Source organism: Teredinibacter haidensis, from assembly GCF_014211975.1.
GTDB classification, from domain to species: domain Bacteria; phylum Pseudomonadota; class Gammaproteobacteria; order Pseudomonadales; family Cellvibrionaceae; genus Teredinibacter; species Teredinibacter haidensis.
This window is the reverse complement of the sequence record NZ_CP060084.1, coordinates 4015429-4031435: the sequence shown is the minus strand read 5'-3', so window position 1 is coordinate 4031435 and position 16007 is coordinate 4015429. Positions and strand designations below refer to the sequence as shown.

Here is a 16007-nt window from a genome sequence, read left to right as displayed (position 1 = left end):
AAAAATTGTTGATGCGCGAACATCCCTGTTCCAATGGTTAAATAAGCTCTTCGCCCACTTCTTCTTCCTGAAGGATTTCCGTTTCCGCTCGCGCAGCTGTTAACCAATCCTGCATGGCCGGGTGGTTTAGCAATAGCTCTGAATATGCACGGGCGTTTTCAGATAGCTCAATCCCGTAGACTTTAAACCGGAAGGCGACCGGCGCATAAAAACAGTCGGCAACACCAAAGCGCCCAAACAACCAGGAACCACGGTTTTTAGCATCGACTGAATCCGCTTGCGACCAAAGTTGATCCACGCGCGCAATATCACGCACCGCCTCGTCGCTTAAGATCACTTTTCGAAACGCACGACAATTCATCGGCAGTTCACTGCGTAAAGCACTGAAGCCAGAATGCATTTCACACACCACCGATCTCGCCAACGCTCGCTCTTCAACCCCCTCCGGCCAGGCCTTCCCGTTTAAGTAACGATCGTTCACATACTCACAAATAGCCAACGTATCCCACACATGAATATCGCCGTCGATTAACACGGGAACTTTACAGGAGGGTGAAAATTCTCCCAGTATTTCTCGAAGGTTGGCCGGCGCCAGCGAAATTTTTATTTCGTCAAAATCGATATCGAAATGCCGGAGCAACAGCCAGGGCCTTAACGACCAACTGGAATAATTTTGATTACCGATCACCAGCTTCATGATTCAGGCTCGGCATATTGAGCAAAGACTTCTTCGCCCGTCATGTTTTTTGTTTTGTTCGCAAAACTGTAATATTCAGGCTTACTATCAATAAAAATCTGGTGGTCAAATTCAAACGCTTCATCGTCGTCAAACAGCCCCACGGGCAAAATGTATTGGCCCGATTGTTTTAAACGATAGAACAAGTTGGAACCGCAATTTTTACAAAAGCCGCGCTCTGCCCACTCAGAGGAATTGAATACACTGACATACTCTTCACCCTCAATGTCACAATCCGTACCACAGTCCACCGCTAGTAGCGGGCCACCCGACCATTTACGACAGGAGGTACAATGACAAGCGCCAAGGTTGTGATCAAGGTGTTTTGGAGTGATGGTAACCTTGCCGCAAAGGCAGGTACCGGTGGAGGGAGTACTCATAGCAAGCTCCTTTCTGGTAATTACATTTAAAACACTACGTTACCAGTAAATGAGATATGCGTCGTTCGTTTCGGTGCAGAAAAATGTATTAAAGGCGGGTAAAGTTCTCAGCAAAAAAAAGGCAGACCAAATGGCCTGCCTTTTTCCTTAAACTCGGTGTAAACAGTTGTTATACAACAACAATGTTTTCAGCTTGTGGGCCTTTCTGGCCGCTAGTAACAGTAAACTGTACTTTCTGGCCTTCAGCCAGAGTTTTGAAACCTGAACCAGAGATTGCACTGAAATGGGCAAATACGTCAGGACCAGATTCCTGCTCGATAAAACCAAAACCTTTGGATTCGTTGAACCATTTAACGGTTCCAGTAACGACATCAGACATAATAACTTCCTAAATAAAGAATAAAAAATTGACCATACTATATGGCCGGGGGAAGCAGGAAATAAGGCCGGTACTTACATTCAGGACGAGATTAAAAAATTTCGGGTTTGAAAAAATAAATAGAACACTTGCTTTCTTGCTGAGAAGGCAGTCTATAGGGCTTGATGCGAAAGTCAATACGTTATAGCGCCTATACATCCTTTTTCCGCTGGTTTTAGCCCGCATGCCCCAATTCAAAGTCTACCCATTGGTAAAACTGTAAATCCGCCTGCATTAATTCCAGCTCATCTTTTTCCATCAGCCACTCTAGATCAGCCAGTTGCGGCGTTGAATCCAGCGCCTTCTCTTTAGGCGGATAGGTGAAGACCAAGACTCCGGCAAGCAAGGCCGCGCAAACCGCGCCAGACAACCAATAGTTTGTGGCGCTTCGGTTAGACTGCGGCACTTGCGCTAACGCTTTCTGACGCGCGTTGGCCAAAGCGTCCAAAGTATCCGGCGTCAGTTCACGCAACGACTGATCCAATGGCCGAAGCAGTTTTGTATTCGATATTTTTTGTGTCACGTTACGTCCTCCAATAGAATTTTTAGCTTTGCCTGGGCACGCGAATAGTGCGTTTTTACGCTACCGGTACTGCATGCCATGGCGAACGCCGTTTCCTCTATATTCGCACCCCACCAAGCGCGCAGGATAAACGCCTGTTGTTGCCTTTGCGGTAACTGACGCAGCGCCGTTTCCACTTGCTCTAACTGTTGAGCATTGTGCGTCAAGGCCTCCGGCGAGTAATCGCTGCTAGCAAGCACCTGTAGTTCATCCGGTTCACTCTCATCATCCTGCGACCAGCTAAACCACCGGCGAACTTTCCTGCGCCGAAACCAGTCGCGAATCGCATTTTGCAGAATGCGTTGAAACAACTGTGGCCAGGCTTCCCGTTTGTGGGAATATTTGCTCGCCAGTTTGATCATGGCGTCCTGCACAATATCCAACGCCTCGTCGCGACTGCCGGTAGCAATTTCCGCCTGACGAAACGCCTTGGCCTGTACCTGAACAAAGAAGTCGTTCAGGTACAGCTGGGTTTGCTGCGTGGCGTTGGTCATATCACCAGCTGAATCCCACACCAAATTCCGTATACATCGATTCCGGCTCGTCGGATGCGCCTATCAACATACCGAGCGCGACCGTATCATTCAGGTTGTAGTCGATTCGCCCAAAGAAACTGGAAACCTGTTCATTTATATAGAGATCGTCATACCAATAAGTGCCAAAAGCAAAACGGTAACGATCCCTATTGAAGAATATATCGGCGCCAATTTCCGTTTCCGCTATTGGATTTACCTGCTGGTAAGGCTGGGCGCTGGAACGGCTTGTACTCCTTCGGGAACTGCCGTAGCGCACTCGCTCACCCGAGGCAAAGGCGCCGTTCAATAAAGCCCTTCGCTCTTCTTCGCTGGCCGTTTGCAGCAGTGAAACCATCGCTGCCGCATCCATACTCGGCTGATCCAAATCGTAACGGCTAACAATGATTTGACTGCCCCAACCATTGCCATGGTAAGCAAGTGTGGCTCCAAATCCACGTCGATCAGCCGTCAACAGATCAGATTCATTTAGATTATTCACCAACTCCTCACTGAGTTCCTGCGGCCGCTCCCGAGTCTGCCCGGTAATATATTGGCCTTCAAGATACCAGCGGTGAATATTCCAGCCTGCCAGTAGCTGCCAGTCATCCAACTCGCGGCCGTCACCCAACTCCGATGTTTCGTAGCCAAGCCCGAATGAAAATGTCGCCAGAGGATCGCTCTGAATAAAAAGGCCGCTGCTGTTTTGATCATTATCGTCGCCACGGATTCGTGTATAGCGGCCACTAATTTCGGCGGCGAACGGCAGAGGTGCCCGTGCCGAAATACCGGTAAGGCTGGCGCCCGCCTCATAGTAGCCAGCGCTGAAATACAGATCGTAGCCGCGCTTGCCGATATCGAACCAATCGTCCGAATCAGCGAAAGCCTGCGAGCAGGCGAGTAAAACTATGACTGTCAGAGTTCGTTTCACTGTCGTGGGCTCTCCCTGCGCCTTTTTATATTTTCCGCTGCTCGGGCGCGCTGCTCGGGCGTCATGCTTTTCCAGCGTTCCCGCAGCTGCTGCTGACGCCGCTCAGGAAGGGACTGAAAGCGCTGGTACTGGCGACGTATTCGCGCTTTATCTTCGTCTGGAAGGTTGCGAAACTCACCCAAACGCTGACGCACCGCCTGTTGTTGCTCGTTATCCAGCGAACTCCAACGCTGCAAACGTGCGGCCGCTTTTTGCTGTTGCTCGGGAGACATTCCCTGCCAGCGCTCGGCCGCGCCGAGCAAACGCTGTTGCTTCACTTCGTTCAGCTGACTCCAGCGATCCTGAAACGGGTTGAGTACGGCCTGTTGTTGAGCACTCAGCGTTTGCCATTCCACAGCCAGCACCTCACTGGATATTCCTGTCAGCAGTACGGTCAGCAAAACCGATGTTAATAGCCTAGTCATGCTCAGTACCTTTTGTTGCCTCAACCTCTGGTTGCTCTTTAGCGGACGCCGCTTTCTGCTGCCGTGCGTCCTGCTTCCCGCGCTCCATTAATAGATTAAACGTTTCATCATCTACTTCGTTAAATTCTGCGATAAACAGGAGCAGTTCCTCACTGGGTAGTAGCGGCGGGCTTTCGGCCTCCTCGCTGGGCTCGGCGGTGTAACCTTCGGCAGCCGAAAAGCTCAGCACCGCCGCTGCGGTAACTAAACCCAATCTGCGGAGCGGTGTGACCCGCTCCGCGACTCCTTGTTGATCCTTGCACCACAATTTCATTGTCAGTTTTATTGTCCGTTACCACTGCCGTTATTCCGCAGGGCTATTTGCAGGCGTTGTCCGCTAAATTGATTGCTCTGGCTATCGTAGTTACCGTGGGCATCAAAGCGCTGCACGCTCATGCCATTGTTAAGGGCTTCATCCAGTGCTACGACAAAGTCGGCATAGTGCTGAAACATTTCCATTCGGCCTGGAACAGCAATGCAGTAGACGCCATTTTCAGCTGCAGGATGTACCAGCGGTACGGCCTCCAGCTGCTTCAGATCGATCGCCATACCGACACTCATAACATGGTGTCTTCGGTAAGCATCGTTCACATTTAGCATTAATCCCGCCTCGGTGTTGGAGACTACTGCAGTATCGGATCCGGTGCGGTGGTACATCACTTTCAGGGTGCTGCTTACGTCGGAGGCATCGGCAATGCTGGTGGCAACAAAGTCACTGGGAGCTGCGCCAAAATCGTTTACAAATCCGCGAATGCGAACGGGAGTATCCAACATCAGGCTAGAAATATCCAACAGCCCTGTATCCACTTCATAGTAGCCCGGGTCTGCATCTTCGGCTTCACTTGTTCCTGTACCGGCAAAATCAAACAAGCTGATACGGCGACCATTTACAAAGTGCAGGTCGACTGCCAGCTCGGCCTCATTGGCAACGGTGCCAGAGATTTTGCTGCGAGAAATACGCACGATTCCATTGGCGGCATCTACTTCGTTGTCGCTGATCAGGTCACCCGTAGCATTTACCGCACTGCCAACAGAAATATCGGCAAGCCCAACCACCTCACCATGCTTGTGAACAATGGTGGTATCGGCAATGCTCAAGGTTAAGTCATCACTGAAAACAATGTGGCCGTTAGCCTTTTCCACCATCGCACCGCGCACACTCACTATATTTCCGGAGCGCGCCACAACGGTACCGCGCAAGGTGTCGGCTGTACCCCAGGGAACACTGGTTCCAGCATAAACCTCGGCCGCGTAAAATGCGCCTTCTGCTTGATTCCACTGTGCTGAAATCACCAGCGGCTCATTACCCGCGAGCCGATTCATCGCCTGTAAACCTTCTGCATTCGCTAACATCTCGCCGTTAACTTCATACTGGGTATCACTTCCTACATGGACTTGCGCCTGGCCATACTGGCCCTGTCGTCTCACGAAGGGATGCAACTGCAGGGTAAACTGATTTTGCTCTGCATTAACTTCACCCAGACGGCCCCGCAGGCGCAATGCCTTCGGATCGCTATGCAGCGCATCGGCAAGCATCACGGGATTAACCGTTACCACCGCTCCGCTTTCACTGATCTCAATATCATTCGAGGCATCGAGGTCAAAATCTAGCGTAATATGGGCATAGACACCCGCGCTCAGAACAAAATATTCATCCCCGTTAAAATTCAGCTCCAGGGTTGTTTCGCTCAATATTGCGCCGTCCTCACCGACCACGCTTGCGCTAATTGCGTTGCCTAACTCATCCTGTACCGTAATATCGGCACTGCTGAAGTCCAGTGTTATCGACGCCGAAAGATAGGCGCCCAAAGGGGCCGATGTAATACTAAGCAACTCGCTCACATCCACATACTGGGCAAAATCCACGCGCGTCGTTTCTGGCAGCACACTTACCACCGTGCCGTCACGATGGGTCAGGGTTAGGTTGCTAATATCAACCGCGTAGGTCAGGAAATCACCCTCCGCATCGGTCAGGCTTACCAGTAAATCTCCCGTTTCAGTGATGCCACCATTGCCTGTTAAGTTGGTTGGATTGGAAGAAGAACCGCCGCCGCAGGCAGACAGGATGGTCGCCAACAGCAGCACCATAATGCTCGTCAGCAGCCCTCGACCGCTGGTATATTTCATCACTTTATAGCCACACATTAGATTTTGCTCCACATAGTCACAGGTTAAGTACACCCGGCTGCAGACGGGTGTACAGGTTTTGATGCATCTACACCTCTTTAACGCTTGTGAGCGTGGCTTTGTTGACAGGGCTGGAAACTTTTTTGAGTGCATTACCGCTGAAAAGGGCAATAGGGGTTAACAAGGATGATTTTAGGGAAGCCGTATAGCGTGATGGCGATCCGGGCGCCGTACACCGAACATACCGAAATTGGGCGTTATAGCGTTATCTTTAAAGCTTGAGCTGGCCACTCAAACCCAAGGCCAAATTACACTGGCGAAGCAAACACGCAGCCCTAAAAGAGCTGGACGATGAAGCACCAAGCGCACGTTTTTACGCTAGCTCAGCACTTCCTCATCACCAAGCTCTTTTAGTGCGCTTCATCCCAATTGTCACCAATGCCCGCCTCAACCAACAGCGGCACATTTAACTCGACGGCTTTTGACATACGCTCACACAAACTGTCGGCCACCTGCTGGGCCTGGCTTTCGACCACTTCCAACACCAGTTCATCGTGAACCTGCATGATCATTTGCGCATCGATGCTTTCGGCTTGCAGCCAGTTATCTACATCGATCATTGCGCGCTTGATAATATCCGCCGCGGTTCCCTGCATGGGCGCATTAATAGCGGTTCGTTCGGCGGCCTGACGCAGCTGGCCGTTTTTCGCATTGATTTGCGGCAGGTATAAACGGCGCCCCAGCAAGGTTTCCACATAACCCATTTCGGCGGCACTGCTGCGAATACGATCCATATATTCGGCTACGCCGGGATAGCGATCAAAATAAGTATCAATGTAGCTTTGTGCATCGTTGCGACCAATATGCAGTTGCTTGGCCAAACCAAAGGCACTCATGCCGTAAATTAAACCGAAGTTGATAGCCTTAGCGCTACGGCGTTGCTCAGTGGTAACACTGTCCAGTTCCATGCCAAACACTTCCGCTGCCGTCGCTTTGTGTACATCGAGCCCCTTGGCAAAGGCATTCTGCAGGCCTTCGTCGCCGGAGAGGTGAGCCATAATACGCAGTTCAATTTGCGAATAGTCGGCAGCAAGAATTTTGTAGCCCTCAGGAGCGATAAAGGCCTGGCGAATGCGGCGACCCGCTTCGGTACGAATGGGGATATTCTGTAAATTGGGATCGCTTGAGGATAGTCGTCCCGTCGCCGTAACCGCTTGATGATAAGACGTGTGTACTCGCCCGGTGCGCGGATTCACCATCTTCGGCAGCTTATCGGTGTAGGTGCTCTTTAATTTCGATAGGCCTCGATATTCCATCAGTATTTTTGGCAGGGGGTAGTCCAACGCCAGTTCCTGCAAAACTTCTTCTGCGGTTGAGGGCGCACCCTTGGGGGTTTTTTTAAGCACTGGAATATTTAATTTTTCAAACAGAATGGCGCCGAGTTGTTTCGGCGAGCTGAGATTAAATTCTTCCCCCGCAAGATCATAGGCTTCACGCTGAAGCCGCTCCATGGTTTCACCATGTTCATGGCTTTGCTGAGCCAGTGCGTTTACATCAATTAACGCGCCGTTGCGCTCGACTTTCGACAACACCGGCACCAATGGCAGTTCGATATTGTTGAAGATACTGTTTAACCCGCTCTCCGCTTCCAATTGCGGCCAGATTTTCTGGTGCAAGCGCAAGGTAATATCCGCATCTTCCGCAGCATAGGGACCGGCTTCTTCCAAATCAATTTGATTAAAGGTTAGCTGCTTGGCGCCCTTGCCTGCGATATCCTCAAAGTGAATGGTGTTGTGACCAAGATAGACCTCCGCCAGGGTGTCCATATCGTGACGGTTGGAGGTGCTGTTAAGGACATACGATTCCAGCATGGTATCGAAGGCAATACCTTTTAGCGCAATATCGTAATTGGCCAGCACACTGGCATCGTATTTTAAATTCTGACCGACTTTTTTCCGCTCGGGGTTTTCCAGCAGCGGCTTCAGCGCCGCTAGTACAAATTCACGCGTTAACTGGTCTGGCGCACCCAAATAGTCGTGGGCGACCGGCACATAGGCAGCCTTGCCGGCTTCAACGGCAAAACTCACCCCCACAATTTCCGCTTCCATATAATTCAAGCTGGTCGTTTCGGTATCGAAAGCGAATAGCTCGGCACTTTCCAATCTGCTCAGCCACTCGCTAAAGGTCGCCTGATCAAGCACTGTTTCGTATTCGGTCTCGATAGCGGGCTCGCTCGCGACGGCTCGTGCACCCTCCACAGCGTTTTCGTCTAGCTCCGGAATCCAAGCTCTAAATTCCAGCTCCGTAAACCACTTTATCAGCTCATCTTTATCGATGGGTTGATGCTTTAATTCTTCAATGGGAGCTTCCAACTCTACATCGGTTTTAATCGTCGCTAATTGATAGGAAAGATAGGCATTATCTTTGTTGGCTTCCAGCTTAGCGGCCATGGTTTTGCTACCGCGAAAGTTGACCCCGGCAATGTCGTCGAGGCGACTGTAGATTTCATCCAAGCTTCCGATATTTTGCAGCAGGGCTAATGCGGTTTTTTCACCGACACCGGGAACGCCGGGAATGTTATCCACCTTGTCACCCATCAGCGCTAGGTAGTCAATGATCAACTCGGGGGGAATGCCAAACTTTTCCTTCACTCCGGCAATATCCATTGCCGTTTCCGTCATCGTGTTCACCAGCGTGACCTGCTCATTGACCAGCTGCGCCATATCTTTATCGCCCGTAGATACCACCACCGGCAGCCCCTTTTCCGTTGCTTCGCGTGCAAGCGTGCCGATCACGTCGTCCGCTTCTACACCTTCTATTACCAGCATGGGCAAACCCATTGCGCGAATAATCTTGTGCAGGGGTTCTATCTGTAGACGCAGGTCGTCGGGCATGGGCGGGCGATTGGCTTTGTAGTCGCTGTACATATCGTCGCGAAAGGTTTTTCCCTTCGCATCGAATACCACCGCTACCGGGCTTTCTGGGTAGTCCTTCTCCAGGCGTTTTAACATCGAAACCACGCCCCGGATTGCGCCTGTGGGGAATCCTTGAGCATTGCGTAAATCGGCTTTATACATCGCGTGAAAAGCGCGATAGAGGTACGAAGAGCCATCAACCAGAAGCAGGGGCTTGGTAGTCATAGGGGAGAATCCGGTTATTTGTTGCGAGGTGGGGGATTCTAGCGGAATTGGGCGGGGAATGTTGGGGTTCGCAGAGCGAACCCCGGAGGTTAAGCGGAGAAACCTACTTCGCTTCCATACTCTCAACGGTAGCAGAGACCTTCGCCACTACACGACGGTTAGCTTCGCGGCCTTCGCGGGTAGACTCGTCGGCAATGGGACGCTCTTCACCGTAGCCCATGGCGCTAACGCGGCTCTGGGCAACACCCATTTCCTGTACCAAAACCCTGGCGACGGAATCAGCTCGGCGCTGGGACAAAGATTTGTTGTAAGCGGCAGAACCACTGGTATCGGTATGGCCTTCAATCACCGCTTTAGTACCCTGGTATTGAGACAGGAACTTAGCAACCCGACGAATTTCACTAAAGTACTGAGCCTTCACAACATCGCTGTTGGAATCAAAGTTCACGTTCAGATCAATTGAAACGGTATCGGTCAGCTTAACGGGGCAGCCCTTTGCATCCACTTTCAATTTAGCTGCAGTGCTTGCACACTTATCCTGATAGTCATAAACACCATCGCCATCGGTATCCAACGGACAACCCATTGCATTAACACTTACGCCCGACGGAGTACTGCCACAACGGTCACTGGCATCGGCAACGCCGTCACCATCCCTATCGGTAGGTTTGGGAGCCGGTGTTGGTTTTGGCGCAGAAGCACCACCCCAAAGATAGGATAGTGTTAGCCCCACAGTCGTGTGGTCTTCATCGTACTCGGTATTAAAGAAGTGATTAACAGAAGGACGTACAGCAAAGTTTTCGTTCAGGAACCATTTAATACCTGCACCCACATTAGTTGCAGTCGACTCATTACTGAAAGAGCCCACTTCGGTTTCTCCCTGGCCCCAGCCCAGAGACAGGTAAGGCTGAACGTTGGAATCAACGTTAAAGTGGTAAAGACCACTCAGGAAGTACTGAGTAACGTCCGCATCCAAACCTGACATATCGGTTTCTGTCGACAATTTGTCCAGAACCAATTCCATTCCCCAGCGATCCGAGAAACGGTACCCGAGCAAACCGCGCAGACCCGTGTCATCGTTTAAATCCATATCGTCGTCAAACAGGAAATGACTTAGGCCACCACCAATCTCATATTTTTGCTGCTCTGCAGCGGAGGCAGACAATGTAAGTGTTGTTGCGACGGCCACGGCCATAGCGATTGTTGTTTTCTTCAACATGATTAACTCCTTTTTTGGTGAAATTTAACAAGCCCAGGTCCGCATAGCGGCACAACGTAGCGAAAAAATATTAGAAAGAAATGAGGGAGGAACAACCTGCCTTCCTGGGCTAGTTTATTACGACATTCTGTAGCGGCCATTCTACTGCCTAGGCACGTAATGTTAGCGATATTAAGGTGCCAAAATATTTATGTAGGTCTAAATAGCTCTCATTTACGGAAAAAAGTTTCACCGTAATTCGATATTTAGTCCACTAAGTCATAAATTGCGCTACAGACGCTGTTTTTTATTTAATTACTGTTACCAATAGAAGCTACCTGTAACCTTTGCTGATCCAGTGCAGCTATATCAACGCCATTTTAAGCACAAATACGAATAAAAACAAAACATTAAAAGAACTATTTTTTCTACCAAATAGTACAAAAAACCCATATGTAGTGCTAACGTAAAGAATATAGCACAACATACTGTAATTGTGGCGCAACTGGGAACACGTCTCATTAACCGCCAATTTATTCGCGTTAAAATAATGTTTGCGCGATGTGTTACCTTTGGTTACTATAGGTAGCGCAAGGTAACGAAACGCCTTGTACGAAGCCAGGAACACTAAACCTGACATTCGGTATCAACCACCCCTAGTGTATATATGGAGAAACTTTCGATGAAAATTTTCGCAAAAGTAATGTTGTTTGCGCTGATATCGAACAGTGTTATTGCTGGTGAGGTTGGTGCCCTTGATCCTGAAATATCCAAAGCCGCGTCTTACGACGTAGCTCTTGTGGAGATAGGCGCCAGCGATCGCTGGGAGACACGTTCTGATAACGTTGCCCCGGTTGAGAGTGCTAGTTCTCGACAAATGAAGCGTATGAACGCTCATCTTGACACGATTAACGCAACTATGAATATCGAGCTAGACAAGCTCGTAGAGAAGAAGTTAGAAATTACGTTGCCGTAACTAAGGCTACTGCTGTCGGGGCCAGCTGTTTGAGCCCCGAGTAGCCTTACCCTTCAAAGCTTTATTTTGTTAGACCTGATTTATCCTGAAACTCTCTTATAGCCTCGTATCGCTATATTTTCCCCCTGTATCGGTTAACGATGCAGGGGTTTTTTTGGCTCTTACTTTAGAGCGATGCTTGCAAACAGTCTTCCACCGCACCGGTAACCCCAGTCAAATACTGTAAGTACGTATTTACTTCCAGATTTTTCGTCAGCAAGCCAAAGCCCACCAGTCTCCAACCCAGTTTTCCCCCAAACCACGAGCAAGGCTAAGCTCGCCAACATCCACCAGAAAACAGGCAGGCCCGGTTTGTTTTTTATCATGATTAACTCTTTTTTTGTGGAATAGAACAGACGCACATAACGGAACTACACCGCTAAAAAGAAAAATATATGGGGGGATCAACCTGCCCTCCGGGGCTAGTTTATTACGACATTCTGTAGCGGCCATTCTACTGCCTAGGCACGTAATGTTAGCGATATTAAGGTGCCAAAATATTTATGTAGGTCTAAATAGCTCTCATTTACGGAAAAAAGTTTCACCGTAATTCGATATTTAGTCCACTAAGTCATAAATTGCGCTACAGACGCTGTTTTTTATTTAATTACTGTTACCAATAGAAGCTACCTGTAACCTTTGCTGATCCAGTGCAGCTATATCAACGCCATTTTAAGCACAAATACGAATAAAAACAAAACATCAAAATAACTATTTCCTCTACAAAATAGCCTAAAAAACCCACATATAGTGCCAACTAAAACGATTTGGCACAAGATACTGTATAAGTGACGCGACTGGGAAGGAATCTCATTAACTACCACTTTATCTGGGGTTAAAATAATATTTGCACAATGTGTTACCTTTGGTTACTATAGGTAGCACAAGGTAACGAAACGCCTTGTACGAAGCCAGGAACACTAAACCTGACATTCGGTATCAACCACCCCTAGTGTATATATGGAGAAACTTTCGATGAAAATTTTCGCAAAAGTAATGTTGTTTGCGCTGATATCGAACAGTGTTATTGCTGGTGAGGTTGGTGCCCTTGATCCTGAAATATCCAAAGCCGCGTCTTACGACGTAGCTCTTGTGGAGATAGGCGCCAGCGATCGCTGGGAGACACGTTCTGATAACGTTGCCCCGGTTGAGAGTGCTAGTTCTCGACAAATGAAGCGTATGAACGCTCATCTTGACACGATTAACGCAACTATGAATACCGAGCTAGACAAGCTCGTAGAGAAGAAGTTAGAAATTGCTTTGCCGTAACTAAGGCTACTGCTGTCGGGGCCAGCTGTTTGAGCCCCGAGTAGCCTTACCCTTCAAAGCTTTGTTTTGTTAGACCTGATTTATCCTGAAACTCTCTTATAGCCTCGTATCGCTATACTTTTCCCCCTGTATCGGTTAACGATGCAGGGGTTTTTTTGCCTCTTACTTTAGAGCGATACTTGCAAACAGTCTTCCACCGCACCGGTAACCCCAGTCAAATACTGTAAGTACGTATTTACTTCCATGTTTTGCGCCAGCAAGTCAAAACCCACCAGTCTCCAACCCAGTTTTTCCCCAAAACCACGAGCAAGACTTAGCTCGCCAATATCCGCCAGTAAACAGGCAGGCTCGGTTTGTTTTTTATATTGCAGCAAAGACTTCAATCCAATCTGTTGCTCCGGCACCATTGTTAACGCAGCCTGCTGGGAAATATGAAAACGCTTTAGATAGTGGCCGAGGCTATCGTGATAAACCGCGACGGACCTGCGCCCCTGATTAACCGACTGCAGCTTTACGCTAATCTCATTCGTTTTGGCAGAAAGCTCCTGTAAATAGCGTAAATATGCCAACTGCAGCACTTCACTCCGAGAAGGCATTTCTTTTACCAGCAACTCCTTAACGGATCGAGCAATAACTGCCGCGTTGGCCGGATCCAACCACACATGTGGATCAGTGCCTCCATGCTGATGTTCGCGATCACTATGCTCCCCAAAACTCTCATTTAAATCACTCAGCCCCGACAAAGCCAGATCAGTCCTACCCTTTCGGTATTCATCAATCGCCTTGGGTAAAAATGTTTCCAGTTGCGGGCCTACCCACACCAGCAGATCGGCCGCTTTAATACGGGCAACGTCTTTTGCTTTTAGAGCGAGATGATGTGGTGACGCTCCGGCTGGCAATAGAGGTGAAACCTGAATATGGGCTTCCAACTCGGCCAAACGCACCAAATCTCGTACAATTAAGGTTAAGGGACGCACACTGGTAAGCACCGTTACGAAGATATGCTCTTCGGGCTGTTGGTTGTCGGCACTAACAAAAAGAGGCTGCAACAACAACGCCCCACTCGCCATTAATGTCAGAAAATGTCGTTTACACCACTTATTTTTCACGTGCCACCCCACTTAAATCGTTATGTTATATGATAACATAACTAAATTATTCCCCCATATCGGACTTTCTTGGTGAGAAGTAGCAACGAAACACACAATAGCTCCCACGATCATAGCGCCTGCATACACTCCGCTATGCAACAGGCCGAGCAGATTTGCCAAAAAGCCGGGGTCCGGCTAACGGCGCTACGCAGACAAGTATTGGAGCTTATCTGGCAGTCGCATTCTCCGCTTGGCGCTTACGCGTTGATGGAAATGCTGGAGCAAACCTCCGAACGTAAGCGGGTAGCACCACCCACCGTTTACCGCGCTTTGGATTTTCTACTCGAGCAGCAGTTGATCCACAAGGTGCACTCCCTTAATGCCTATATTGGCTGCACCCACCCCACGCAAAACCACAGCGATACACTCTTTATTTGCCTGCATTGCGGCTTTACGGAAGAGGTTTCCAGCCGCTCTATTCAGCAGGCAATTAACCTCAGTGCCTCTCAACAGCGGTTTAGCGTTAAGCAAAAGGTTCTGGAAATTACGGGTTATTGCAGTAAGTGCAAAGGGGCAATGGAATGACCGCCTTGTTAGCAATGCAGAGTGTCTCCATTTCTTTTGCCGGAAAGCCCGCTCTGCAAAATATTGATTTTGCCATTGCCGAAAAAGAAATCTGTACGCTTATCGGCCCAAACGGCGCCGGAAAAAGCACACTGGTAAAGCTGATGACTGGCCTGCTCAGCCCCGAAACTGGCAGTGTTGTTCGCCAGCCGGGTTTAACCATTGGCTATGTACCCCAAAAACTTCGGCTTGATGCCAGCATGCCGCTTAAGGTGAGCCGCTTCCTCAGCTTTGCCGACCGTTCGCGCAGCCATCGCCAACAAGTGCTTGAGCGCCTAAATATTACCCACCTTAACAACAACCAGATTCACGGCTTAAGCGGCGGCGAGTTACAGCGGGTATTGTTGGCGCGCGCGATCTTGCGAAAGCCCCGCTTATTGGTGCTGGATGAACCCTTGCAGGGCGTCGATGTTAGCGGCCAGGCCAACCTCTACCGCCTGATTGCCTCACTGCGGGATGAGCTGGGTTGCGCCATCCTAATGGTCTCTCACGATCTGCACCTGGTAATGGCGCAAACCGATTCGGTTGTATGCCTCAACCAGCATATCTGCTGCCACGGCAAGCCGGAAAGTGTCAGCCAACACCCGGAATATTTGCGCTTGTTTGGCGGCGCCGTCGCCGACGATCTCGCCGTTTACACCCACCACCACGACCATCAACATAACCTTCACGGTGATGTCGTCCATAGCTGTAAACACCACCATGATTGATTTCGACTTGCTCTCACTACTCGCCCTGCCCCTACTGGGCGGAATAGGTATTGCGCTTATCGCCGGCCCCCTGGGTGCTTTTGTGGTGTGGCGGCGTATGGCCTACTTTGGCGATACGCTCGCGCATTCCGCCCTGCTGGGGGTGGCGCTTGGCGTTATGGCCGACGTGAATCTCACGCTCGCGATGCTATTCGCCGGGGCCGTTATCAGCCTCGCCCTCTGGAAACTGCAAAGCCGTGCCAGCCTTGCCTCCGATACATTGCTGGGGATTCTTTCCCACAGCTCGTTGGCCCTGGGGCTAATCTGTGTCAGCCTGCTTTCCAGCAATCGTATTAACCTGTTTGGCTATCTGTTTGGCGATCTGTTAACGGTTGGCATAAAAGACCTTCTGGTGATTTATCTTGCCGGCGCGGCATGCCTGGGAATTCTCTTCGCGTTCTGGCGCCCACTGGTAATGTCTGCCGTGGACGAAGATTTAGCGCGGGTGGAAGGCTATGCCATAGAAAAGCTGCGCTTACTGCTGATGCTGTTAATGGCCACGGTGGTTGCCCTGTCCATGAAGCTGGTGGGTGTACTGTTAATTACAGCCCTGCTGATTATCCCCGCCGCCGCCAGCCGAAGGTTAACCCGCTCGCCGGAAGCGATGGCGATTGGTGCTGCGGTGATTGGCGTATTCTCGGTGATTGGCGGCATGCTCGCTTCGGTCGTATTGGATTTACCTGCGGGCCCAGCCATCGTACTAAGCGCCACCTTCGTATTTTTAGGCTGCTTGGGGGTTAAGCAGCGCTAGA

General features: G+C 49.9%; 18 protein-coding genes. 5 read left to right on the top strand and 13 right to left on the bottom strand.

Annotated elements, in window-relative coordinates:
• Positions 1 to 37 precede the first annotated feature (37 nt).
• The 11 genes from H5715_RS16340 to H5715_RS16290 form a co-directional block, all read right to left on the bottom strand.
• Positions 38 to 697 (bottom strand): glutathione S-transferase family protein, encoded by a 660-nt coding sequence (locus tag H5715_RS16340; protein ID WP_075186393.1) that lies wholly within the window; start codon positions 695 to 697, stop codon positions 38 to 40.
• Positions 694 to 1116 (bottom strand): GFA family protein, encoded by a 423-nt coding sequence (locus tag H5715_RS16335; protein ID WP_075186394.1) that lies wholly within the window; start codon positions 1114 to 1116, stop codon positions 694 to 696. Before H5715_RS16335 ends, H5715_RS16340 begins: the two co-directional genes overlap by 4 nt.
• A 169-nt stretch (positions 1117 to 1285) precedes the next feature.
• Positions 1286 to 1495 (bottom strand): cold-shock protein, encoded by a 210-nt coding sequence (locus tag H5715_RS16330; RefSeq protein ID WP_045856465.1) that lies wholly within the window; start codon positions 1493 to 1495, stop codon positions 1286 to 1288.
• A gap of 214 nt (positions 1496 to 1709) precedes the next feature.
• Positions 1710 to 2057 (bottom strand): hypothetical protein, encoded by a 348-nt coding sequence (locus H5715_RS16325; RefSeq protein WP_075186395.1) that lies wholly within the window; start codon positions 2055 to 2057, stop codon positions 1710 to 1712.
• Positions 2054 to 2590 carry an RNA polymerase sigma factor gene (locus H5715_RS16320; protein ID WP_075186396.1) on the bottom strand — a complete coding sequence of 179 codons (537 nt, stop codon included), beginning with the start codon at positions 2588 to 2590 and terminating at the stop codon, positions 2054 to 2056. Before H5715_RS16320 ends, H5715_RS16325 begins: the two co-directional genes overlap by 4 nt.
• Before the next feature lies 1 nt (position 2591).
• Positions 2592 to 3539, bottom strand: a complete 948-nt coding sequence (locus H5715_RS16315) for a hypothetical protein (RefSeq protein ID WP_075186397.1) — start codon at positions 3537 to 3539, stop codon at positions 2592 to 2594.
• Positions 3536 to 4003: a DUF3106 domain-containing protein gene (locus tag H5715_RS16310; protein ID WP_075186398.1), complete on the bottom strand. Its 468-nt coding sequence runs from the start codon at positions 4001 to 4003 to the stop codon at positions 3536 to 3538. The genes H5715_RS16315 and H5715_RS16310 overlap by 4 nt, the downstream gene beginning before the upstream one ends.
• Positions 3996 to 4316, bottom strand: coding sequence for a hypothetical protein (locus H5715_RS16305; RefSeq protein ID WP_075186399.1), 321 nt, complete (start codon positions 4314 to 4316; stop codon positions 3996 to 3998). Before H5715_RS16305 ends, H5715_RS16310 begins: the two co-directional genes overlap by 8 nt.
• 8 nt (positions 4317 to 4324) lie before the next feature.
• The gene (locus H5715_RS16300) at positions 4325 to 6187 is read right to left on the bottom strand and encodes a DUF4382 domain-containing protein (protein WP_075186400.1); all 1863 of its coding nucleotides are present in this window, start codon (positions 6185 to 6187) and stop codon (positions 4325 to 4327) included.
• 392 nt (positions 6188 to 6579) lie between these two features.
• On the bottom strand, positions 6580 to 9309 hold the full coding sequence (gene polA / locus H5715_RS16295) for a DNA polymerase I (protein ID WP_075186401.1): 2730 nt from the start codon (positions 9307 to 9309) through the stop codon (positions 6580 to 6582).
• 103 nt (positions 9310 to 9412) lie between these two features.
• Complete coding sequence (locus tag H5715_RS16290; protein ID WP_075186402.1) at positions 9413 to 10528, bottom strand: OmpA family protein; 1116 nt, start codon at positions 10526 to 10528, stop codon at positions 9413 to 9415.
• A 661-nt stretch (positions 10529 to 11189) separates the two neighbouring features.
• On the opposite strand from H5715_RS16290, the gene H5715_RS16285 reads away from it, so the two are divergent.
• Positions 11190 to 11483 (top strand): histidine kinase, encoded by a 294-nt coding sequence (locus H5715_RS16285; RefSeq protein WP_185906559.1) that lies wholly within the window; start codon positions 11190 to 11192, stop codon positions 11481 to 11483.
• A 161-nt stretch (positions 11484 to 11644) separates the two neighbouring features.
• On the opposite strand, the gene H5715_RS16280 is transcribed toward H5715_RS16285, so the two are convergent.
• Entirely contained in the window at positions 11645 to 11848 is a 204-nt protein-coding gene (locus tag H5715_RS16280; protein ID WP_075185001.1) for a hypothetical protein, read from the bottom strand.
• Between the two features lie 649 nt (positions 11849 to 12497).
• Between H5715_RS16280 and H5715_RS16275 the strand changes: the two genes are divergently transcribed.
• Positions 12498 to 12791, top strand: coding sequence for a histidine kinase (locus H5715_RS16275; protein WP_185906558.1), 294 nt, complete (start codon positions 12498 to 12500; stop codon positions 12789 to 12791).
• Positions 12792 to 12958: 167 nt separating this feature from the next.
• On the opposite strand, the gene H5715_RS16270 is transcribed toward H5715_RS16275, so the two are convergent.
• Positions 12959 to 13900, bottom strand: a complete 942-nt coding sequence (locus tag H5715_RS16270; protein ID WP_139309729.1) for a metal ABC transporter substrate-binding protein — start codon at positions 13898 to 13900, stop codon at positions 12959 to 12961.
• Positions 13901 to 14035: 135 nt separating this feature from the next.
• On the opposite strand from H5715_RS16270, the gene H5715_RS16265 reads away from it, so the two are divergent.
• Genes H5715_RS16265 through H5715_RS16255 form a run of 3 tightly spaced genes read left to right on the top strand, consistent with a single transcriptional unit; the run spans position 14036 to position 16006 of the window.
• Positions 14036 to 14467, top strand: coding sequence for a Fur family transcriptional regulator (locus tag H5715_RS16265; protein WP_075184723.1), 432 nt, complete (start codon positions 14036 to 14038; stop codon positions 14465 to 14467).
• Positions 14464 to 15216 (top strand): zinc ABC transporter ATP-binding protein ZnuC, encoded by a 753-nt coding sequence (gene znuC / locus H5715_RS16260; protein ID WP_075184724.1) that lies wholly within the window; start codon positions 14464 to 14466, stop codon positions 15214 to 15216. The genes H5715_RS16265 and znuC overlap by 4 nt, the downstream gene beginning before the upstream one ends.
• On the top strand, positions 15209 to 16006 hold the full coding sequence (locus H5715_RS16255) for an iron chelate uptake ABC transporter family permease subunit (protein WP_075184725.1): 798 nt from the start codon (positions 15209 to 15211) through the stop codon (positions 16004 to 16006). Before znuC ends, H5715_RS16255 begins: the two co-directional genes overlap by 8 nt.
• The last annotated feature ends 1 nt before the right edge of the window (position 16007 follow it).